Here is a 21,582-nt window from a genome sequence, read left to right as displayed (position 1 = left end):
GAAAGCTTGACCGAAACATGGGGCAGGGCGGCCAGCAATTTCATGCCCGTGCGCCATTCGCCCACGTCGTCCACGCCCATCCCCGCATGGTTCACGATCACCGGGATTTCGGGGTGGCGCGCGAACAGGCGGGCGAGGGTGGGGAACTGGGCAGGATAGGCCTGGCAGTCGAACGACAGCCCATATCGGCCGAGCAGACCGAAACCCTTTTGCCAGGCCTCGTCGCCGGTCACATCGCGCGGCGTGTAGGTGCGCCGGGCTTCTTTATGCCAGTTGACGATATGGCGGATGCCGCGCACCGCCTTGTGGCGCGCATGCGCGGCGAGCAGCGTATCCACATCCGGCTCATCAAGCCTGGCGAAAGCGACGATGCCGCTCGGCAAACCTTCTGCCGCCGCCATCGCGTCCAGCCACACCGTCTCGCCAAGTGCGTCCGATGCGCCGGCATCGACATGGACCATGCCTGCGACATTCCACCTGGCGCTCTCCGCCCGATAATCGTCGAGCAGATAATCGCGCGCGATCGCCTCGGTCGAGCCATTGGGGCCCTCGTCGCTGAACGGCGGGCTCAGCCAGGCATAATGGAAGCGCGCCAGATCCCACAGGTGGACGTGCGCATCGACGAACGGCAGATCGTGCATCATCCTCCCTTATATTTTTAAAGCCCCGGCTGTTACCGGTGGCGGGCACGCTAAAACGTCGTCCGCCCCCCCGACGTGTCGAAGGTGGACGCGGTGGTGAAGCTGCACTCTTCCGACGCCATGAAGCAGACCATCGCGGCGGTTTCGTGGATCTCGCCGAGGCGGCCCATCGGGATCTTGGAGAGCATATAATCGACCTGGCTTTGCGGCAGCTGGTCGAGGATCGGGCTTTCGAACGTCGCCGGCGTGATCGCGTTGGCGATGATGCCCTTGGTCGCCAATTCCTTGCCGAGGCTCTTGGTGAAGCCGATCACGCCCGCCTTCGAGGCTGAGTAGGCCGAGGCGTTGGGATTGCCTTCCTTGCCCGCGACCGACGCGACGTTGACGATCCGGCCATAGCCGCGCGCGATCATGTACGGCACGACCGCGCGGCAGCAGTAGAAGGTGCCGTTGAGATTGACGTCGATCACGCGCAACCAGCTGTCGATCGGATATTGATCGACCGAGGCGGTCGCGCCGGTGATGCCGGCCGAATTGATCAGCACGTCGATCTGGCCACCGAGCGTGTTCCTGGCTTCGGCGGTCGCGGTGGCGACGGCGGCCTGATCCGACACGTCGACCGCGCGGACATAGGCCTCGCCGACTTCTTCCTTGGCGGCGTGGAGCGCGGCCGCATCCACGTCCCACAGCAACACCTTGCCGCCCTCCGCGACGATGCGTGCCGCCACCGCCTTGCCGAGGCCCGAGGCCCCGCCGGTGACGATCGCGGTCCGTCCTGCGTAGCGATTGGTCCAGGTCATGCGGCGGGCGTCCACGCGACGAATTGCTGCCGCTGCTGCCCGAGCTTTTCGATGCCGAGTTCGACCACGTCGCCGGCCTTGAGATACCAGGCCTCGGGTTTCTGACCCATGCCGACGCCGGGCGGGGTGCCGGTGGTGATGATGTCGCCCGGCTCCAGCGTCATGATCTGCGAGCAGTAAGCGACGATCTCGGCGACGGTGAAGATCATCGTCTTGGTGCTTCCGTCCTGCACCTTCTTGCCGTTGACGTTCAGCCACATGCTCAGGTTCTGCACGTCGCCGACCTCGTCGGCGGTCACCAGCCAGGGGCCCGCCGGACCGAACGTCGGAAAGCCCTTGCCCTTGTCCCACGTCATGCCCCGTTCGAGCTGCCAGTGACGTTCGGACACGTCGTTGATCACGCAGTAGCCGGCGACATGGTTCAGCGCGTCGGCCTGCTCGACATAGGACGCGCGGGCACCGATCACGACGCCGAGCTCGACCTCCCAGTCGGTCTTCTTTGAATCGCGCGGAATCGTCACCGGGTCGTTCGCACCACCCAGGCAATTGACCCATTTATTGAACACGACCGGCTCGGCCGGGATCGGCAAATTGGATTCCGCGGCATGGTCGGCGAAGTTGAGGCCGATCGCGACGAACTTGCCGACGCCGGCCACCGGCACGCCGTAACGCGGGCTGCCCTCGACCAGGGGCAAAGACGCCGGATCGATCGCCGCGAGCGCCTTCAGCCCGGCCGCTCCGAGAGTGGCGCCACCAATGTCGCTCACATGCCCCGAAAGGTCGCGAATGCGGCCGTCCGCATCCAGTAAACCGGGCTTTTCCTGTCCTTGGGGGCCGTAGCGCAGCAGCTTCATTGCATGTCCTTAGTGCGTGTAGGGGCGGTGGAGCGCGATATCGCGGTTCAACTCCACCCCGAAACCGGGTTTGTCGAGCGCCGACGCGCGCATCCGGCCGTTCACCGGCACCGGCTCGCCCAGCAATTGCGGATGGAACATCGGCACCACCTCCGATGCCTGCGGATGCATCATCAGGAACTCCGCGAACGGTGAGTTCTGGCGTGTGATGACGAAGTGGTAGGAATAAACCGACGATCCATGCGGCACGACCAGTTTGCCGTGCGCATCGGCGAGCGCGGAAATCTTGATCAGCTCGGTCACGCCGCCGCACCAGCCGACGTCGGGCTGGATGATGTCGCAGCAATCCATCTCGAGCAGCATGCGGAAGCCCCAGCGCGTCGCCTCATGCTCGCCGGTGGTGACGAGTATCCCCTTGGGCACGTTGCGCTTGAGTTCGGCATAGCCCCAATAATCGTCGGGGCTGATCGCCTCCTCGATCCACTTGAGGCCATGTTCGTGGGCGAGGGTGGCGAGCCGGGTCGCGTAATTGACGTCGAGCGCCATCCAGCAATCGAGCATCAGCCAGAAATCGTCGCCGACGCGCGAGCGCATATCGGCGAGCGCCGCGATATTCTTCTTGAGCCCTTCCTCGCCCTCGGCCGGCCCATGATGGAGCGGCAGCTTGCCGCCGATGAAGCCCATCTTCTGGGCGAGATCGGGTCGCGCGCCGGTCGCGTAGAATTGCAGTTCGTCGCGCACCGCGCCGCCGAGCATATGATAGACCGGCTCCTGCCGCAGCCGGCCCAACAAATCCCACAAAGCCAGATCGACGCCCGAAATCGCATTCACGACCAGGCCTTTGCGCCCGTAATATTGCGAGGCGAAGTACATCTGGTCCCAGATCGTCTCGACATCGGCCGGGTCGCGGCCCTCAAGAAAACGCGCGAAATGCTTTTCGACCAGATAGCAGGCGGGCTCGCCGCCGGTGGTGACCGCGAAACCGATCGTGCCGTCCTCGGCCTCAATCTCGACCACCAATGTGCCGAGCACGTTGATCCCGAAGCTGCGGCGCGACTGGCGATATTCGGGATATTTCGCCATCGGCGTCGCGATATGGTCGTCGATCCAGTGACCGTCCGACCGATCGTGATAGTCGGCGCCGCCGCCGCGCACGACGCTCGCTCGTACCTGTTTGATGCGGGGGAAGGGCATGCGTGATCCGACGAGGGGGGATTACCGGGACGCTAGCAAGCGCGTACCACTATTTGGTACAGGCGCGCACGGAAAGGCATAATGGAAAATCATTTTCCTCTCCTGCTCCACTTGCTGGCCGGCAAGTTCCATATTATGGGATTGAGTATTACGAAATGAGAAACGGCTCGTCAAACCTTGATTTCGCGCAGAGCGAGCCGCCAGCCGCAAAAGCGCAGGGCGGCAGCCAGACGCTATTGCGCGGGCTCGACGTGATCGAAGCCGTGACCGACGGGCCGGTGCCGCTGGCCGAACTGGCGACACGGCTGGGGCTGACGCGGTCGACCACGCATCGCCTCGCCACCGCCCTGATCGAGCGGCGCTACATCAGCTTCGTGCCGCGCATGGGCTATCAGCTCGGGCCGAAACTGCTCGAACTCGGCTTTCTCGCGCAGCAGCAGACCGACGTCGTCCAGGTCGCGCGCCCGCATCTCGAAGGGCTGGCGACGTCGACCGAGGATACGGTCCATCTCGGCGTGCTCGACAATGAACGCGCGCTCTATCTCGACAAGGTGCCGGGCCGCCGCCGGGTGGAGATCAGCAGCCGGGTCGGGGATCGCCACCCGCTCACCTCGACCGGCCTTGGTAAGGCGCTATTGCTCGACGATACGCCCGATCATTGGCGCAAATTGTTCGATGAGGATCAGGCGAGCGGCTCGCCCAGGGCGGACTACGCACTCTGGCTGCAGCGGATGAACGGCTATGTCGACGTCGGCCGTGCGTTCGACCTTGAGGAGAATGAGGATCTGATCCGCTGCGTCGCGGCCCCGATCCGCGATGCGGCGGGCAATATCGTCGCCGCGCTCAGCGTGTCGAGCGCCGCCCAATATATGGGCGACGACCGCATGCAGGCTTTGTCCAAGGACGTGCGCGACACCGCGGACGCAATCAGTGCCGATATCGGCTGGTCGGCCGAGACCGCCCAGAAAACGAAGCGCGGGCGGGGGCGGCGCTGATCGTGGGATTGCTCGACGGCAAGGTCCTGCTCGTGACCGGCGCTACCGCCGGCATTGGCCGCGCGGTCGCGATCGGCGCGGCCAAAGCGGGCGCCGATGTCGCGATCAACTATCTCGATGGTGAGGGTGCCGCCGCCAGCGTTGTCGCGGCGATTGAAGCCGAGGGGCGGCGGGGCGTGGCAATCCAGGGCGATGTCGCCGATCGCGCGACTGCCACCAGCTTCGTCGATGGCGCGGTCGCGGCGTTGGGGCGGGTCGACGTGCTGGTGAGCAATGCCGGCATCTGCCCGTTCCACGCCTTCCTCGACATGCCTGCCGAGACGTTCGAGCGGACGATGCGGGTCAACCTCCACGGCGCTTATTATATGGTCCAGGCGGCCGCCAACCGGATGGTGGAGCAGGGGCAGGGCGGCGCGATCGTCGCGGTCTCGTCCATCTCCGCGCTCGTCGGCGGCGAATTCCAGACGCATTACACGCCGACCAAGGCGGGCGTGCATTCGCTGATGCAGTCCGCCGCGATCGCGCTCGGCCGGTACAATATCCGCTGCAACTCGGTGCTGCCGGGCACGATCCTGACCGACATCAACAAGCAAGACCTCTCCGATCCAGAAAAGCGGGCATATATGGAAAAACGCGTGCCGTTAGGGCGGCTGGGACAGCCGGAAGACCTGGTTGGCCCGATCACCTTCCTCGCGTCCGATATGGCGCGTTACGTCACCGGTGCGGCCCTGCTGGTCGACGGCGGCGCCTACGTGAACCTGCAATGACGAAGGCCGCTTCCGCGCTGGATTATCGCGAGCTGGCACGCCGCCGGCTGCCGCATTTCCTGTTCGAATATATCGATGGCGGCTCCTACGCCGAGGTCACGCTCCGGCGGAACGTGGCGGACCTGGAAGCGATCGCGCTGCGCCAGCGCGTGCTGTGCGACGTTTCGACGATCGATCTTTCGACCAGCCTGTTCGGCGAGGAAATGCGCCTGCCGATCGGGCTGGGGCCGATCGGGCTTGCCGGCATGAACGCCCGGCGTGGCGAGGCCCAGGCCGCGCGTGCGGCGGCCAAAGCGGGCATTCCTTTCTGCCTGTCGACGGTTTCGCTCTGCGCGCTCGATGAGGTCGCGAAGGCCAGTACCCGGCCCTTCTGGTTCCAGCTCTACATGATCCGCGATCGCGGCTTCATGGTCGATCTTATCGCGCAGGCGAAGGCGGCGGGCTGCACGGCGCTGCTGTTCACGGTCGATTTGCCGCTGCCGGGCACGCGCTATCGCGACATGCGTTCGGGTCTGTCGGGCGCGCCGGGGTGGCGCGGCGATGTGCGGCGGACATTGCAGGCGCTCGCGCGGCCCGGCTGGGCCTATGATGTGGGCGTGCGGGGCCGGCCGCATCAGCTTGGCAATCTCGCGCCGGTTCTGGGCAAAGCTTCAGGCCTCGGTGATTACCTTGGCTGGCTGCGCGACAATTTCGATGCGAGCTGCACCTGGGCCGATCTCGATTTCATCCGCAAGATCTGGGACGGACCGATCATCATCAAGGGCGTACTCGATGTGGATGATGCGCGCTCCGCGGTCGGCGCGGGCGCGGACGGCATCGTCGTCTCCAATCATGGCGGGCGCCAGCTCGACGGGGTCCTGTCGAGCGCGCGCGCCTTGCCGGCGATCGCGGATGCGGTTGGCGACAAGCTGACCGTACTCGCGGATGGCGGCGTGCGTTCGGGGCTCGACGTCGTGCGGCTGATGGCGCTGGGCGCGAAGGGCGTATTGCTCGGCCGTGCCTGGGTCTACGCGCTGGCGGCGAGCGGCGAGGCGGGCGTCGCGCATGTGCTGGAATTGTTCGAGGCCGAGATGAAGGTGGCGCTCACACTGACCGGCTGCACTGCGGTCCGCGACATCAACCAGGATATGCTGGTGCATGACTGAAGCCGCGCATCAGGTCGATCCGCGCGACGACGTCGCCGCCGCGCTGCGCGACATTGCCGTCGGCGAGCAGGTGTTGGGTGTCACCGCCACGCAGGATATTCCGCGCGGCCACAAGATTGCGCTGCATGATCTGGTCGAGGGCCAGCCGGTGCTCAAGTTCGGCTTCTCGATCGGTCACGCCACGCGCGCGATTGCGGCCGGCGAGCATGTCCATACGCACAATGTCGCCACCTCTCTCGAAGGCAGCGGCGCCTATCTCTATCGGCCGGCGTTCGATCCGGCGGCGCAAGGCGCCGGGCCGACCTTCCAGGGCTATGTCCGCGCCGACGGCCGGGTCGGTACGCGCAACGAAATCTGGATATTGCCGACGGTCGGCTGCGTCGGGCGCACCGCGACCCGCATCGCCGATATCGCGGGCAGGAAGGCTGAGGGCCGGATCGACGGCGTCCATGCTTTCACCCACCCGTTCGGCTGCTCGCAGCTCGGCGCGGATCTCGGCGGCACGCGCGATATCCTTGCCGCGCTGGCGAGCCATCCCAATGCCGGCGGCGTGCTGATCGTCGGCCTTGGCTGCGAGTCCAACCAGCTCGATCGTCTGCTCGAAGGCGTCGATCCTGCGGCGCGCGGCCATATCCGCACGCTCACCGCCCAATTGGCCGGGGACGAGGTCGAGGAAGGCGTGGCTTTGGTCGAGGAGTTGATTGTCGAAGCTGCGAAGACGACCCGGACCGAGGTGCCTCTGTCGAAACTGGTGCTCGGCGTGAAGTGCGGCGGGTCGGACGGCTTCTCCGGATTGACCGCCAACCCGCTGGTGGGGCGGATGAGTGACGTTGTGACCGGGGCGGGGGGTGTTTCTGTTCTTACAGAAATCCCGGAAATCTTCGGCGCAGAGCAATTATTGATGATGCGCGCCGTCGACGAGCGCGTGTTCGGCGAGGTCGTCGACCTCGTGAACGACTTCAAGCGCTATTTCACCGATCATGGCGAGCCGGTCTCCGAAAACCCCTCGCCCGGCAATATCGCGGGCGGCATCACCACGCTGGAGGAGAAGTCCTTGGGCGCGGTGCAAAAGGCCGGGCGCGCGATCGTCACCGACGTGCGCCATTATGGCGAGCGCGTGCGCCAGCCGGGCCTGACCCTGCTCGAAGCGCCGGGCAATGACGCGGTTTCATCGACCGCGCTGGCGGCGGCGGGCGCGACCGCGATCCTGTTCACCACCGGCCGCGGTACGCCGCTCGGCTTCCCCGTCCCGACGATCAAGATCGCGTCGAACAGCGACCTCGCCGCGCGCAAGCCGGGCTGGATCGATTTCGACGCGGGCCAGGTGCTGGAAGAGGGCATGGACAAGACGGCCGATGCGCTGCTCGACACGGTGGTCGCGATCGCCTCCGGCCAGGAAACCGCCGCCGAACGCAACGGCGAGCGCGAGATAGCGATCTGGAAGCGCGGCGTCACGCTTTGACGGTCGGCGCAGGGGCTAGGGCGCGCTATCCGCAGCCGGGGCCGCCCGTCCGCTTCACGGTCCTGTCGGGCGCGCCTGTGGCAAACGCGCGGAAGCGGGCCGAGGCGTAGGAATCGTCGCATTCCACGCTCGTGAAAAAGTTGTCGACGACAATGGACGTGTAGCCGGACACCTGCGTTAACTTGCCGTATTCCAGAGCGCGCATCGTTCGTCGCGAGATGGCAACTGTCGCGAATTTCGACGAATTCTCGATTTCGATAGTGTCGGGCCTGCGAAAGCCGCGCCAGTGCGGAAGGCGTGCCACGGTGGCGTCGTCGGGGAACAGGTAGAGAACCATATCCTGTTGCCGATACGGTTTTTGGCAATCGTCGGTGCAACCGTAGGTAAACCTGCCGCTCAGGACGAACTGCCCTAAAAATCTCGCCTGGCCGTTTGCCGAACTGCGGAGTCTCACCGGACTGTCAGCCGGAACGATCAGCTCGATGTCCGGAGCCGTTGATCGAATGTCCGCCTTAGGCGCGGCGGCGAGCAAGCTGGCGGAGAGGGCTAAGCCAACACAACCGATGCCAAATGCATGCTTGAAGCGATTCATGTTCATCGCCGTAGTCTGCCCGAGATGGCGATCACCTAATAGCGCGCGGGCGAAACCATCGCATCCGATCTGGCGCCCAAAAAATTGGGGAGACGCGGCCGGGATGCGCGTCTCCCCAGGGGAGGATCAGGGCGTAGGCGCGATCAGAACTTCACGACCGCGCCGAGGAAATATTCGGTGCCGATCGAGTCCCAGGTCGCCGGATAGGTATTGGCGCGGACCTGGGCGCTGCCGATCACCGGCGGCTTGTTGGCGAACACGTTGTTCGCGCCGCCGAAGATCTGGATGTTCTTGAGTACGTCGGCGGTGAAGGACAGGTCGATATAATTGCGGTCGCCCTCCACCGGATGCGACAGATCGGCCAGCTTGGGTGCGGTGGCGCTGCCCTGGCGGTGCGGGATGATGTAGCGATCGTCCGTCACCGTGCCGACATAACGATGCCGCACGCTCAGGCTGAAATCGCCGAGATCCCACGTGACGCGGGTCGTCCCGCGCCAGCGCGGCAGCGGCTCGCCGCAGGTCTGGCCGAACGCGCCCGCGCACTTGTTCTGGATGTTCGGGAAGGCCGCGACCGGGGTCGATGTGAACGACTTGAGGTAGGTCCAGTCGGACCCGAACGAGAGCGAACTCGTGCTCTTGCCGAACACGCCGAATTCGAGCGGCTGCATGTAGCGCACCGCGAAATCGATGCCCGACGTCTTCAATTGGCCGGTGTTGGCGGTCAGGATCTGCGCCGCATATTGATCGGTGATCGCGCCGGTCGTGGGATCGCGCCTGATCGCCTGGCAGAACTGGCTGCTGGCGTCATGCAGCACGTTGTAACAGAGGTTCAACGTGTTGTTCAGGCCGCCGCCGAGCAGCGAGATCGCGCCGTCCAGCTTGATGCTGAAATAATCGACGCTGACGCGCAGGCGCGGAATGAAGGTCGGCGTGAACACCGCACCGAACGTGACCGTGTCCGATTTCTCCGCGCCGACGTTGGGATTGCCGCCCTGATCGACCGGGAAGAAGGTGTTGGGCTGCACCGCCGCGGTGAACACCGCCGCGGCCGGGACGCCGGTTGCAACGCAGGTCGCGCGGACGGTGTCGCTCTGCTGCGCGACCGGCTGGCGGGCCGAGCAGGGATCGGTCGCGAGCGGGTTGGTGCGGCTGAGACCGCCGTACAGCTCGTTGACGTTCGGTGCGCGAATCGCGCGCTGATACTGGCCACGGAAGGTGATGCTGCTCACCGGCTGCCATTCGCCGCCGGCGAGATAGGTCCACACGCCGCCAACGCCGCCGAGGCTGTATTTGGAGTAGCGGAAGGCGCCGTTGGCGGTCAGCGACTTGAAGAAGGGGATGTCCGCCAGGATCGGCACGCGAAGCTCGCCATAGACTTCCTTCGCGCTGATGCTGCCCCCGGTCGGCAGGCCGGCATTGAAGCCGACCACGTCGCCCGACGCCAGATATTGGTCGGGACGGAACAGTGCCTTGTCCTTGCGCCACTCGACGCCGAGATCGAAGGCGATGTCGCCCGCGGGCAGCTTGAAGAACTTGCCTGTCACCGTCGCCGCCGCGACCTGCTGGGTCGCGGTGGTGGTGTTGGTCGCGGTGACCGAGATCGCCTTGATGCAGGCGGTGGTGATGTTCGCGCCGAATACGTTGCACAGCGGCGCCGCGCCGCCGCTGCCGCGCAGCAAGGCCGTCTGCAGCGCGCTGCGCGACAGGGCATTGTTCAGCTCTTCGGTGAAGTCGGTCTTCGCGTAGCTGTAATAGGCATCGTAGGAGAGCTCGCGGAGCGCGCCCGGGACGAGGTCGCCGATGTCGCCCTTGAAGCCGAACGCGCCGCGGAACACGTTGCGGCGCTGGACCGCGGTGCGCGGGCCGACCTCCTGATAGCGCCGACCGAGCGTGACCACCGCCAGCCCATCATTGGCTGTCGTCGTGCGCGTGACCGGGCCGGACGCGACGCTGATCGTGCCCGTCTCCGAACTGTCGAGCACCTGCAGCACATTCTGCATCTGTGTCGTCAGATAGGGATTGTTGACGTTGAGCAACGTCGCCACGCCGACGTTCGACGGGGCGAGCTGGGCGACCACCGAATTCTGCGAATAATGGAGCTCGGTATAGCCGGTCACGCCGGGGATGAAGTCGTAATGCCCGAGCGCGTTGATCATGTAGCGCTTCTGCGGGATGACCAGATAGTTATCGGGCGCGAGGTTGTAGCGATCGGCCGGATCGTTCGCGACGCGCGGCGTCGTGCCCGTATCGTTGAAGGTCAATCCGAAGCCGCCCAGGCCGGCGAGGCCAGCGGCGGTGTAAGCGGCCTGCAGCGCCGGATTGGCGGCCGCGAAGGTCGGAATGCCCGAAATGCGGCTGTTGGGAATGTCGCCCGAGCCGCCGAAGATATAGCCGGGCGCGCCGCCGGCGCCGCGGCAGGTCTGGCCGCCGGGCACGGCGAAGGGCGTGCCGACGCGCGTCGTCTTGTCTTCCGAACCGGGCACGATGCAGCCGTCGGACAGAGCGACCGAGGTAAAGCCGCCGCGATCGCGCCGCGTGATCGGATCGCGCTTCAGGAAGTTGGCGGAGATGACGACATTGCCGCGATGATCGGCGAAATTGCCGCCGACGGTGAGCGTATAATCCTGGGTATGCGCGCTGGTGGTCGAATTCGCATTGCCCTGGGCGCGCATTTCGACGCCCTCGAAATCGTCGCGCAGGATGAAATTGACCACGCCGGTGATCGCGTCCGAGCCATAAACGGCGGACGAACCGCCGGTCACGACCTCGACCCGCTTCACCAAGGCGCTGGGGATGGTGTTGATGTCGACCGTCTCGTCCGGACCGGCGATCGCGTAGCGCCGGCCATTGACCAGCACGAGGTTACGCGTCGCGCCGAAGCCGCGCAGATTGAGGTCGGACTGGCCCGCGCCCTGGCCCGAGACGGTCGAGCCGCCGGTGGCTGAAGCCACGAACTGCGGCGACTGGTTGAGTGTGCGCTCGAGATTGGGCGAGCCCGCGAGCTTGATATCCTCGGCACCGACGACCGCGACCGGGGTGGGGGCGCTGAAGCCTTCGGCGGCCAGGCGCGATCCGGTGACGACGATATCCTGATCCGAAGCGGCGTCGGCTGCGGCCGGCGTGGTGGGGGCGGCAGTCTGGGCCGCTGCCGCCGAAACGCCCGAAAGCGCGATCAGCGCCGCGCCGCCGAGCAGGCGCATCCGGCGCGCCACGGCTGTCCGATGTGTCATTCTGGCTTCTCCCCTTTGACGCTGGGAGGGCCGCTCCTTTGTGAAGTCGGCTTATTCCCATATTATGGGACAGAGTATTATAAAATGAGAGCGCTATCGTCAACCCGATTTGTTCACAGGGCGTTCACGCGCGGGGCGCCGGTCCGCGCCGGGCTGGTTGCGCTCCCCAAAACGCCCGGCTAGGCGGGGGAGGGAGGCGCTTTTGACTGAAGCTTTTTCGCCCGTGATCGTCGGCATCGGCGGCACATCGCGGCCCAATTCGACCAGCGAATTGGCGGTGCGCTGCGCCTTGCGCGCGGCCGAAGCGCTTGGCGCGCGCACGCACCTGATCGACGGCGCGCTGATTTCGGGGCTGCCGCTGTACGTGCCGGGCCGCACCGAGCGGACCAGGGACGAATGCGCGTTCATCGAAGCGGTGCGCCGCTGCGACGGCGTGATCGTCGCGTCGGCCGGCTATCACGGCAGCATCACCGGCCCGATCAAGAATGCGCTCGACCTGCTCGAGGATCTGGCGCGCGACGAGCGGCCCTATCTCGACGGCTGCGCCTTCGGTGCGATCGTCAGCGCATTCGGCTGGCTCGCCTGCGGCACGACCCTCGTGACGTTGCGTTCGATCGCGCATGCGTTGCGCGCCTGGCCCACGCCTTATGGTGTGGCGTTCGTCGCGCAGGGCAAGGTGTTCGAGGACGACGGCAGCGCGATCGACGAGAAGGTCGGCGATCAGATCGGGCTGGTCGCCAAACAGGTGGTCGATTTCGCGCGCTGGCGTCGGGCCGGTTCCAGGGCCTGAGCCCGCCGCTCAGGCGACCAGCAAGGCCTCGCTGGCTAGCCGCTGCAGCGCTTCGTCGAACGACATGTCCGATGCCGGCAGGCCCGCCCAATGCCGCTGCAGCGTTGCCCGATCCCGCGTGCCGTCGAGCAGGCCGATCAGTCCGATAAGCGTGTCGCTCGGGATGTCCGTCCATTGGTGGCTCAGCGTGCACAGCCGGGTCTGGCGCTCGCGCGCCTGCAAGCGGGCCAGCGGGCTCGCGACCGGCCGATCCGAGGGCGCAAGCGTGAAACGCGGCGGCACCGTCGACAGTTCGATGATCCCCTCCAGCGCATAATGGCACAGCCCCGCGAGCAGATCCGGTTCGGCGGCGAGTTCGGCTGCCGGAACCGAGTAGGGTTTTTGCGCAATCAGGCGGCGCAGCATCCCGGCCCGGCCGCGATCCGTCACCCGCAGCGTGCGCTGTCCAAGCCGGAACATGTCGTCGCCGTCATGGGTCGCCCGGGTTGAAACCCACATGCCGCGTGCCGCGTCCGGATCCACGGTGCGTGAGAATTGCGCCTCGGCGCGCACGAACAGGCTGCTGCGGAAATAGCGCCCGTTCGCATAATCCATTGCCTGAAGCCGATCGAGCAGGGCGGCTTCGCTGATGTCGGCGCGGGCGGGATCGACGAAGCCCTTGTCCTGCCCGCCGCCACGTGCATCCCCGAGGTAGCGCAGCCCGTGCGCCTCGGCGTCGGCGACAACCGCCAGCAGCGGCTGCGGCGCATAAAATTCGTTGAAGATATCGTGGAAGAACAGGCCTTCCGACTGGGCGAGCGCGGCCTGTGCCTCCAGCCGCATCGCCGCCGTGATCGGCTGATCCTGTTCCCTGGGCTCGGCAAAGCCGCGCAGCAGGGCCCGCGCGGCGGAAAGGCGTTCCTGCGGTTCGGCCAGGTGCCGCACGTGGTGCATCATCATATCGCGCAGCGCGAGCCGGCTGTGGCCGCCCGGCATGGCGTTATAGCTGACGAATGCGACCCCTTCTGGTGACAGCAGCGCATCGATCATCGGCATCACCGCCGCACGTACCCGATCAGGCACCCAGGCATAGATGCCATGCGACACGATATAGTCGAACGGTCCGTCGAGCTGCACGGCGGCGTCGAGGATATCGAGCAATTGGTGGCGGACATTGGCGATGCCGGCGGCGTCCGACCATCCCCGACCGCGCGCGATCGGCTGGCTCGCGATATCGAAGTTGACGAATTGCGCGGCGGGAAAGGCCGCTGCGAGTGCGATCACGTCGAGGCCGTCGCCGCCGCCGACCAGCAGCATGCGCGCGCGTTCGATCGGCGGCGCGTCCAAACCATGCAGCCGGGCGATCACCGCCAGCGCGTCGGGCCGGCTGTTGTGGAAGATCATCGAAGGATAGGCGACGGTGTCATAGGATGTCGGCGCCGTCGGCATTTGGCCATCCTAGCCGCGTCGGCGCGGCCAGACCAGCGCGCCCCCCTCAGCGGTTAAGCAGGTAATCCACAACCCGGTCGGCCGCCTGGTCGGGGGTCAGTGCGGTGGTATCGATCCTGAGTTCGGCATTTTCGGGCGCTTCGTAGGGGCTGTCGATGCCGGTGAAGTTCTTGAGCTTTCCAGCGCGCGCCTTGGCGTAGAGCCCCTTCACGTCGCGACGTTCGGCCTCGGCCAGTGGCGTGTCGATGAAGACCTCGACGAATTCGGCTTCCGGCAGCATCTGCCGCACCATTTCGCGCTCGGCGCGGAAGGGCGAGATGAAGGCGGTGATCACGATCAGCCCGGCATCGGTCATCAGCTTGGCGACCTCGCCGACACGGCGGATATTCTCGACCCGGTCGGCATCGGTGAAGCCGAGATCGCGGTTGAGGCCGTGGCGCACATTGTCGCCGTCGAGCAGGAAGGTGTGACGGTTCAGCCGTGCCAGTTTCTGCTCGACCAGATTGGCGATGGTCGATTTGCCCGCGCCCGAAAGGCCCGTGAACCACAGGACCGCCGGCTTTTGCAGCATCAGCCCCGCGCGCGCCTCGCGCGTGATGTCGGTCGCCTGCCAGTGCACGTTCTGCGCGCGGCGCAGCGAGAAATGGATCATGCCCGCCGCGACGGTGGCGTTGGTGAACTTGTCGATCAGAATGAAGCCGCCGAGATCGCGGCTCGCTTCATAGGATTCGAACACCAAAGGCCGGTCGGTCGACAGGTTGGCGACGCCGATCGCGTTCAGCTCCAGCGTCTTCGCGGCGGTATGTTCCATCGTGTTGACGTTGATCTGATATTTGGGCTGCTGGACGTTGGCGGTGACGATCTGCGTGCCGAGCTTCAGCCAATAGGAACGGCCGGGCAGCATTTCCTCGTCCGCCATCCACACGATCGTCGCCTCGAACTGATCGGCGGCTTCGGGCGGGTCGCCGGCGGCGGCGATCACGTCGCCGCGCGAGCAATCGACCTCGTCGGCGAGCGTCAGCGTGACCGATTGCCCGGCGACGCCTTCGTCGAGATCGCCGTCGAACGTGACGACGCGCGCGATCGTCGATGTCTTGCCCGACGGCAGGATGCGCACCGCATCGCCCGGCTTGACCGTGCCGCCCGCGATCAGGCCGGAAAAGCCGCGGAAATCGAGGTTGGGCCGATTGACCCACTGCACCGGCAGTCGGAACGGCTGGGCGCGATCGGCATCGGCGTCGATCGCGACCGTCTCGAGCAGCTCCATCAGTGGCTCGCCCGTGTACCAGGGCGTGCGCTCGCTCTTTGCGGTGATGTTGTCGCCGACGAAGCCCGAGATCGGGATCGGCGTGAACCTGGTGATGCCGATCGATTGGGCGAAGGCCGAATAAGACAGCCGGATGCGGTCGAAGGTGGATTGATCGTAACCGACCAGATCCATCTTGTTCACCGCCAGCACGATGTTGCGGATGCCGAGCAGGTGGCAAAGGTAGGAATGCCGCCGCGTCTGGGTGAGCACGCCCTTGCGGGCATCGACCAGGATCACGGCCAAGTCGGCGGTCGAGGCGCCGGTAACCATGTTGCGCGTATATTGTTCGTGGCCGGGCGTATCGGCGACGATGAACTTGCGCCGGTCGGTCGCGAAGAAGCGATAGGCGACGTCGATCGTGATGCCTTGCTCGCGTTCGGCGGCGAGGCCATCGACCAGCAAGGCGAAGTCGATATTCTGGCCCTGCGTGCCGACCCGCTTCGAATCCGCCTCCAATGCGGCGAGCTGGTCCTCGAAGATCATCTTCGAATCGTAGAGCAGCCGCCCGATCAAAGTGGACTTGCCGTCGTCGACCGATCCGCAGGTGATGAAGCGCAGCAGGCTCTTATGCTGGTGCCGGTCGAGATAGGCGTCGATATCCTCGGCGATCAGCGCGTCGGCTTCGTAGGAAGAAGGCTCGGCCATCAGAAATAGCCCTCCTGCTTCTTCTTCTCCATGCCGGCCCCGCCCGCATCCTTGTCGATCGCGCGGCCCTGGCGTTCCGAGGTCGTCGTCAGCAGCATCTCCTGGATCACTTCGGGCAGTGTCGCGGCTTCGCTTTCGACCGCGCCGGTCAGCGGATAGCAACCCAAGGTGCGGAAGCGGATCGAACGTTCGACCGGCACTTCGCCTGGCTTGAGCGGGAAACGATCGTCGTCGACCATCAGGATCAGCCCGTCGCGCTCGACCGTCGGGCGCGGCGCGGAGAAATAGAGCGGCACGATCTCGATCTGTTCGAGATGGATATATTGCCAGATATCGAGCTCGGTCCAATTCGAAATCGGGAAGACGCGGATGCTTTCGTCCTTGGCCTTCTTGGCATTGTAGAGGTGCCACAATTCGGGCCGCTGGTTCTTGGGATCCCAGCGGTGATTGGCCGAGCGGAAGGAGAAGATGCGCTCCTTGGCGCGGCTCTTCTCCTCGTCGCGGCGCGCGCCGCCGAAGGCCGCATCGAAGCCATGGAGATCGAGCGCCTGCTTGAGCCCCTCGGTCTTCCACAGGTCGGTGTGGAGCGCGCCATGATCGAACGGGTTGATCCCGCGCTCTTTCGCCTCGGGGTTCTGATAGACCAGCAATTCCATGCCCGCATCGCGCGCGGCCTTGTCGCGCAGTTCGTACATCGCCTTGAATTTCCAGGTCGTATCGACGTGGAGCAAGGGGAAGGGCGGGGGCGATGGATAGAAGGCCTTGCGCGCGAGATGCAGCATCACGGCCGAATCCTTGCCGACCGAATAGAGCATCACCGGCTTGTCCGCCTCGGCGACAACCTCGCGCAATATATGGATGCTTTCGGCTTCGAGCCGCTGGAGATGGGTAAGCGATGCGGTCATTTCGGTGCGCCTTCAGCACGACGGCTTAGGCTTGTCGCAACACAAAATCTTTGCCGCCGCAATGTGTCATGCCCTAGGCGCCCGCCATGACCATCGATCGCGACGCATTGTTGGAGGGGCTGGCCGAAGCCGCCATCGCGGCCGGGGCGGCGATCATGGCTGTCTATGACAGCGATTTCGCGGTCACGATCAAGAGCGACGAATCGCCCGTCACCGCCGCCGACGCGGCGGGCGAGGCCGTGATCCTCGAAGCGCTGGCGTCGCTCGCGCCGGACGTGCCGGTGGTGGCGGAGGAAGAGGTCTCGGCCGGACGCATTCCCGATACGGACGGCCATTTCTTTCTGGTCGATCCGCTCGACGGGACCAAGGAATTCGTCAGCCGCAACGGCGATTTCACGGTCAATATCGCGCTGATCGAGGGCCATTCGCCCAGCCTGGGGGTAGTCTATACCCCAGTCGAACGGCGCCTGTTCGTGGGTGATGTCCGCCGCGCAATCGCGTGGAGCGCGATCGTCGACGAACAGGGCGCAATCGGCGCGCGTCAGCCGCTCCGCATCCGCACCGCGCCGGTGGACGGCCTCGCGGCGGTGGCGTCGCGCTCGCACAATTCGCCCGCGACCGAAGCCTATCTCGACCAGTTCGACGTCGCGACGCGCGTCTCGCGCGGCTCCTCGCTCAAATTGTGCATGGTCGCGTGCGGCGAGGCCGATCTCTATCCGCGCCTCGCGCCGACGATGGAATGGGATATCGCCGCCGGCGACGCGGTACTGCGCGCCGCGGGCGGATCATTGAACGCGCCCGACGGTACGGCGATGCGCTACGGCAAACCGCGCTTCTTCAATGTCGGTTTCGTTGCCGCCGGCGACGTCGTCACGACGCCGATCATCGCCTTCCTGGAGGGTCCGGAATGAAGAAGCCCGTGCCTCCGCTGGCCTTGCGCCTGCGCGTCTCCGGCCTCGCCGACGAGACCGATTTCGGCAGTTCCGGCTGGCAATCGGCCGCCGATTTCCGGCGCGCGCTCGCCGGCGTGGCGCGCGCTATTCCGCAATTCCCGCGCATCCTCGAATGGGGCTGCGGCTGCGGGCGCATCCTCATGCAATTGCCTGTCGATCTGGAGCAGCAGGAATTGCACGGCTGCGACATCGATGGCGAGGCGATCGCCTGGCTGCAGGCCAATTATCCCCGCTGGCACACCTTCCAGAACGGCGGGCTGCCGCCTTTGCCTTATGCGGACGGTTCGATCGACCTGATCCTCAACCATAGCGTGCTGACGCATCTGGACGAAGCCTATCAGGATGCGTGGCTGGACGAACTCGGCCGCATTCTCACGCCGGACGGCGTGCTGGTGCTGACCGTGCACGGCCCCTTTGCCTACCAACGCTGGCTATCGACCCTGCAGCCGGACGATCCCACCACGGCTCGGTTGATCGGCGAATCGCGCGAAGCGCTGGCGACCAAGGGCATCTGGTTTCTCGATGACGATGCCTGGGCCGCCGATTTCCCCAAATATTACCAGAGCACGTTTCACACGCCCTGGTACATTTTCGAGCATTGGACGCGCTATTTCGACATTTTGAGCTACATTCCGCGCGGCTCGCTGGCGCATCAGGACATGATCCTGCTGCGTCATAAAAAAACGGGCTGACCGCATCGGGTCAGCCCGCTTTGATCTTCCTGGAATAAAGCGCAGTCGATTGATTTTGATCAATTCCATTCCGGATCGCGCGAGGCAAAGCGGGGCCGGCGTGGAGTGGTGGTGCGTTATCCGGTTGCGGCCAATAATGTAGGGGGATCATCGGTGGGGGCCGACGATCGGGCTGCAACCGGACTGACGCCGCGCTTGTACGTCCTCAGTTGAGCGGCAGGTCGAGCGCTTCCGCCACCGCCGCGTGCCGGATCTTGCCGCCGGATACGTTGAGGCCGTTGGCGAGATGCGGATCGGCCTTCATCGCGGCCTCCGCACCCAGATTGGCGATCTTGAGCGCGAACGGCAAAGTCGCATTGTTGAGCGCGAAGGCCGAGGTACGCGCGACCGCGCCCGGCATGTTGGCGACGCAATAATGGATGATGCCGTCGACCTCGAACACGGGGTCGTCATGTGTGGTCGGATGGCTGGTTTCGAAGCAGCCGCCCTGATCGATCGCGATATCGACCAGCACCGAACCGCGCTTCATCGTCTTGAGCATCTCACGCGTGACCAGTTTGGGCGCGGCCGCACCCGGGATCAGCACCGCGCCGATCACGAGATGCGCCTTGGCCACCGCCGCTGCGATCGCCGCCTTCGAGGCATAAGCCGTCTTGATCTGGTTCGAGAAGAACATGTCGAGCTCGGCCAGGCGCGCGTTCGAAATGTCGTAGATGGTGACGTCGGCGCGCATACCGACCGCCATCTGCGCCGCGTTAACGCCTGAAACGCCCCCGCCGAGGATCGCGACCCGCGCCGGCGCGACGCCGGGCACGCCCCCGAGCAGCACGCCGCGGCCGCCCTGCTCCTTCTCGAGATAATGCGCGCCGACCTGGACCGCCATGCGGCCGGCGACTTCGGACATCGGCTTGAGCAAGGGCAGCGAGCCGTCCTTCGCGGTCACCGTCTCATAGGCGATGCAGGTCGCGCCGGACTTGATCAGCCCTTCGGCCTGCGCCTTGTCGGCGGCGAGGTGGAGGTAGGTGAACAGCACATGGTCGGCGCGCAGGCGGGCGATCTCGACCGGCTGCGGCTCCTTGACCTTCACGATCATCTCGGCCTGCGCGAACACCGCGTCCGCATCAGGCAGGATCGTCGCGCCCGCGTCTACATAATCCTGGTCTTCGAAATCGATGCCTTTACCCGCGCCGGTTTCAACCACCACCTGGTGGCCCGCGGCGACCAGTTCGGCCACCGAAGGCGGGGTCAGGCCGACGCGATATTCGTGATTCTTGATTTCCTTGGGCACGCCGATGCGCATGATCCGCTCCTAAATCAGGTTGCGTCGATCTTAATTGGTTTTACGCGACAAATCCGTGCAAAGACACTATGTTTCCGCGGCAATGGCGCATAGATCATGCGTAGTTCGATGAGATAGACGTAAAACTATGCAAGAACTGGATCGGGTCGACCGGTCGATCATGCAGCGCCTGGCGCGTGACGCGCGGCTGTCGGTCAGCCGCGTCGCCGAGGAAGTGGGCCTGTCCCAATCGGCCTGTACGCGCCGCATCCAGGCGCTCGAGGCGTCGGGCCAGCTCAAGGGCTATGGCGCGCGGTTCGACCATCGCGCGCTCGGCTTCCGCGTCACCGCACTGGTCGACATCACGCTCTCGACCCAGGTTGAAGAAGAACTCGCCCAGTTCGAGCGCGCGGTTCAGGAAATCGACGGTGTGGTCGAATGCCTGCTCGTGTCGGGCGCGCACGATTACCGGCTCAAGATCATCTGCCGCGACCTTGACGATTATGAGCGGCTGCACCGGGAGCATCTCGGCCGTCTGCCGTGCGTGACGACGATCAGCAGCAGCTTCGTGCTGCGCGCGGTCGCCACCCGCAGCGAGGCCGACGCGCTGTTCAAATGAGGTTCAGCGACGCCCCTTCCGGCACGCTGTTGCCGCCCCTATATGGAAGTGCTAACGCGCCGCCCCGCTGCCGCCGGAGAGGGAAGTCGGGCGTCACAGACAAGCAGCCGCCTTCAAACAAGGTCTCCGCATTTCGATGACATCCGGCGTCGCCGTTCAACCCAGTGCCGATACGCTCGAGCCGCCGTTAGGCCCGGATTCGCACGGCCACGGCAATCAGGGCCTTGCGCGTCTCGCGCTGGGCGCGGTCGGGGTCGTGTTCGGCGACATTGGTACGAGCCCGCTCTACGCCTTCCGCGAGACGTTCGCGGGCCATCACACGCTCGAGCCGAGCGATGCCAACGTGCTGGGCGTGCTCAGCCTGATCTTCTGGTCGATGATGCTGGTCGTCACGATCAAGTATGTCGCGATCATCATGCGCGCCGACAACAAGGGCGAAGGCGGCAGCCTCGCCTTGCTGGCCCTGATCTCGCGCTCCAACTCGACCAAGGGACGCTGGACCAAGGGGCTGATCCTGCTCGGCGTGTTCGCGACCGCGCTCTTCTACGGCGATTCGATGATCACGCCGGCGATCTCGGTGCTGACCGCGGTCGAGGGTCTCAAGACGGTCAATTCCGGCTTCGCGCCGTTCGTCATTCCGATCGCGATCGGGATCCTGATTGCTTTGTTCGCGATCCAGTCGCGCGGCGTCGGCAAGGTCGGGCTGCTGTTCGGCCCGATCATGATCGTCTATTTCCTGGTGCTGGCGGTGCTTGGCATGGTCAACATCATGGCGACGCCGGGCGTATTCTGGGCGCTCAATCCGTACCACGCGATCCGCTTCTTCTACGATGACGGCATCCACGCGTTCCTCGCCATGGGCTCGGTCGTGCTGGCGGTGACCGGCGCCGAGGCGTTGTATGCCGACATGGGTCATTTCGGGCGCAACCCGATCCGCGTATCGTGGCTGTTCTTCGTGCTGCCGGCGCTGATGCTCAATTATCTGGGGCAGGGCGCGATGATCATCGCCGCGCCCGATGCGCAGGTGCATCAGATCATGCACAACCCCTTCTTCCTGCTCGCGCCCGACAATTTGCGGCTGCCGCTGGTGATCCTCGCCACGATGGCGACGGTGATCGCGTCGCAGGCGGTGATTTCGGGCGCTTTCTCGGTGACGCAGCAGGCGATCCAGCTCGGCTTCATGCCGCGCCTGAGGATCGAACATACCAGCGCCAGCTCGGCCGGGCAGATCTACATCCCGGCGATCAACTGGGCGCTGATGGTCATGGTGTGCCTGCTGGTC

Annotated in this window: 19 protein-coding genes; 9 read left to right on the top strand and 10 right to left on the bottom strand. The window is 65.3% G+C overall.

Translation table 11 applies throughout. The features are described from left to right. The 4 genes from VK533_RS05385 to rhmD form a co-directional block, all read right to left on the bottom strand. Positions 1-641: amidohydrolase family protein (locus VK533_RS05385; protein WP_324375732.1), on the bottom strand; the 641-nt coding region annotated here is incomplete at its 3' end. 50 nt (positions 642-691) lie between these two features. Then, complete coding sequence (locus VK533_RS05380) at positions 692-1,441, bottom strand: SDR family NAD(P)-dependent oxidoreductase (protein WP_324375730.1); 750 nt, start codon at positions 1,439-1,441, stop codon at positions 692-694. Next, a complete protein-coding gene (locus VK533_RS05375) occupies positions 1,438-2,295 on the bottom strand; it encodes a fumarylacetoacetate hydrolase family protein (protein WP_324375728.1) in 858 nt (285 codons plus the stop codon). Before VK533_RS05375 ends, VK533_RS05380 begins: the two co-directional genes overlap by 4 nt. A 9-nt stretch (positions 2,296-2,304) precedes the next feature. Next, positions 2,305-3,489 carry an L-rhamnonate dehydratase gene (gene rhmD / locus VK533_RS05370; protein ID WP_324375726.1) on the bottom strand — a complete coding sequence of 395 codons (1,185 nt, stop codon included), beginning with the start codon at positions 3,487-3,489 and terminating at the stop codon, positions 2,305-2,307. A 155-nt stretch (positions 3,490-3,644) separates the two neighbouring features. On the opposite strand from rhmD, the gene VK533_RS05365 reads away from it, so the two are divergent. Genes VK533_RS05365 through VK533_RS05350 form a run of 4 tightly spaced genes read left to right on the top strand, consistent with a single transcriptional unit; the run spans position 3,645 to position 7,858 of the window. Continuing rightward, positions 3,645-4,484: an IclR family transcriptional regulator gene (locus VK533_RS05365; RefSeq protein WP_324375724.1), complete on the top strand. Its 840-nt coding sequence runs from the start codon at positions 3,645-3,647 to the stop codon at positions 4,482-4,484. 2 nt (positions 4,485-4,486) lie between these two features. Then, positions 4,487-5,251 carry an SDR family NAD(P)-dependent oxidoreductase gene (locus VK533_RS05360; protein WP_324375722.1) on the top strand — a complete coding sequence of 255 codons (765 nt, stop codon included), beginning with the start codon at positions 4,487-4,489 and terminating at the stop codon, positions 5,249-5,251. Further along, positions 5,248-6,396 (top strand): FMN-dependent L-lactate dehydrogenase LldD, encoded by a 1,149-nt coding sequence (gene lldD, locus VK533_RS05355; RefSeq protein WP_324375720.1) that lies wholly within the window; start codon positions 5,248-5,250, stop codon positions 6,394-6,396. The genes VK533_RS05360 and lldD overlap by 4 nt, the downstream gene beginning before the upstream one ends. Next, complete coding sequence (locus VK533_RS05350; protein ID WP_324375718.1) at positions 6,389-7,858, top strand: altronate dehydratase family protein; 1,470 nt, start codon at positions 6,389-6,391, stop codon at positions 7,856-7,858. Before lldD ends, VK533_RS05350 begins: the two co-directional genes overlap by 8 nt. 25 nt (positions 7,859-7,883) lie before the next feature. On the opposite strand, the gene VK533_RS05345 is transcribed toward VK533_RS05350, so the two are convergent. Next, positions 7,884-8,450, bottom strand: a complete 567-nt coding sequence (locus tag VK533_RS05345) for a hypothetical protein (protein ID WP_324375716.1) — start codon at positions 8,448-8,450, stop codon at positions 7,884-7,886. 143 nt (positions 8,451-8,593) lie between these two features. Next, positions 8,594-11,680 carry a TonB-dependent receptor domain-containing protein gene (locus VK533_RS05340; RefSeq protein ID WP_324375714.1) on the bottom strand — a complete coding sequence of 1,029 codons (3,087 nt, stop codon included), beginning with the start codon at positions 11,678-11,680 and terminating at the stop codon, positions 8,594-8,596. A gap of 202 nt (positions 11,681-11,882) precedes the next feature. Between VK533_RS05340 and VK533_RS05335 the strand changes: the two genes are divergently transcribed. After that, entirely contained in the window at positions 11,883-12,470 is a 588-nt protein-coding gene (locus VK533_RS05335; RefSeq protein WP_324375712.1) for an NADPH-dependent FMN reductase, read from the top strand. 9 nt (positions 12,471-12,479) lie between these two features. Here the strand turns inward: VK533_RS05335 and VK533_RS05330 are convergent, their stop codons facing one another. The 3 genes from VK533_RS05330 to cysD are packed head-to-tail and all read right to left on the bottom strand — an operon-like array spanning position 12,480 to position 16,757. Beyond that, positions 12,480-13,898 carry a methyltransferase regulatory domain-containing protein gene (locus VK533_RS05330; protein ID WP_324375710.1) on the bottom strand — a complete coding sequence of 473 codons (1,419 nt, stop codon included), beginning with the start codon at positions 13,896-13,898 and terminating at the stop codon, positions 12,480-12,482. A gap of 46 nt (positions 13,899-13,944) precedes the next feature. After that, the gene (cysN, locus tag VK533_RS05325; RefSeq protein WP_324375708.1) at positions 13,945-15,852 is read right to left on the bottom strand and encodes a sulfate adenylyltransferase subunit CysN; all 1,908 of its coding nucleotides are present in this window, start codon (positions 15,850-15,852) and stop codon (positions 13,945-13,947) included. Continuing rightward, a complete protein-coding gene (gene cysD, locus VK533_RS05320) occupies positions 15,852-16,757 on the bottom strand; it encodes a sulfate adenylyltransferase subunit CysD (protein ID WP_324375706.1) in 906 nt (301 codons plus the stop codon). Before cysD ends, cysN begins: the two co-directional genes overlap by 1 nt. A gap of 86 nt (positions 16,758-16,843) precedes the next feature. Between cysD and cysQ the strand changes: the two genes are divergently transcribed. Continuing rightward, positions 16,844-17,668 carry a 3'(2'),5'-bisphosphate nucleotidase CysQ gene (cysQ, locus tag VK533_RS05315; protein ID WP_324375704.1) on the top strand — a complete coding sequence of 275 codons (825 nt, stop codon included), beginning with the start codon at positions 16,844-16,846 and terminating at the stop codon, positions 17,666-17,668. Then, the gene (locus VK533_RS05310; RefSeq protein ID WP_324375702.1) at positions 17,665-18,402 is read left to right on the top strand and encodes a class I SAM-dependent methyltransferase; all 738 of its coding nucleotides are present in this window, start codon (positions 17,665-17,667) and stop codon (positions 18,400-18,402) included. Before cysQ ends, VK533_RS05310 begins: the two co-directional genes overlap by 4 nt. A 205-nt stretch (positions 18,403-18,607) precedes the next feature. On the opposite strand, the gene ald is transcribed toward VK533_RS05310, so the two are convergent. After that, positions 18,608-19,702 carry an alanine dehydrogenase gene (gene ald / locus VK533_RS05305; protein WP_324375700.1) on the bottom strand — a complete coding sequence of 365 codons (1,095 nt, stop codon included), beginning with the start codon at positions 19,700-19,702 and terminating at the stop codon, positions 18,608-18,610. A gap of 127 nt (positions 19,703-19,829) precedes the next feature. Between ald and VK533_RS05300 the strand changes: the two genes are divergently transcribed. Continuing rightward, on the top strand, positions 19,830-20,300 hold the full coding sequence (locus tag VK533_RS05300; RefSeq protein WP_324375698.1) for an Lrp/AsnC family transcriptional regulator: 471 nt from the start codon (positions 19,830-19,832) through the stop codon (positions 20,298-20,300). 136 nt (positions 20,301-20,436) lie between these two features. Beyond that, positions 20,437-21,582, top strand: a 1,146-nt coding sequence (locus VK533_RS05295; protein ID WP_324375696.1) for a KUP/HAK/KT family potassium transporter, incomplete at its 3' end; no start/stop codon positions are given.

It is taken from the genome of Sphingomonas sp. (assembly GCF_035317925.1).
Taxonomy (GTDB): Bacteria; Pseudomonadota; Alphaproteobacteria; order Sphingomonadales; family Sphingomonadaceae; genus Sphingomonas_I.
The sequence above is the reverse complement of the archived record's forward strand: the minus strand, read 5'-3'. Positions and strand labels throughout refer to the sequence as shown.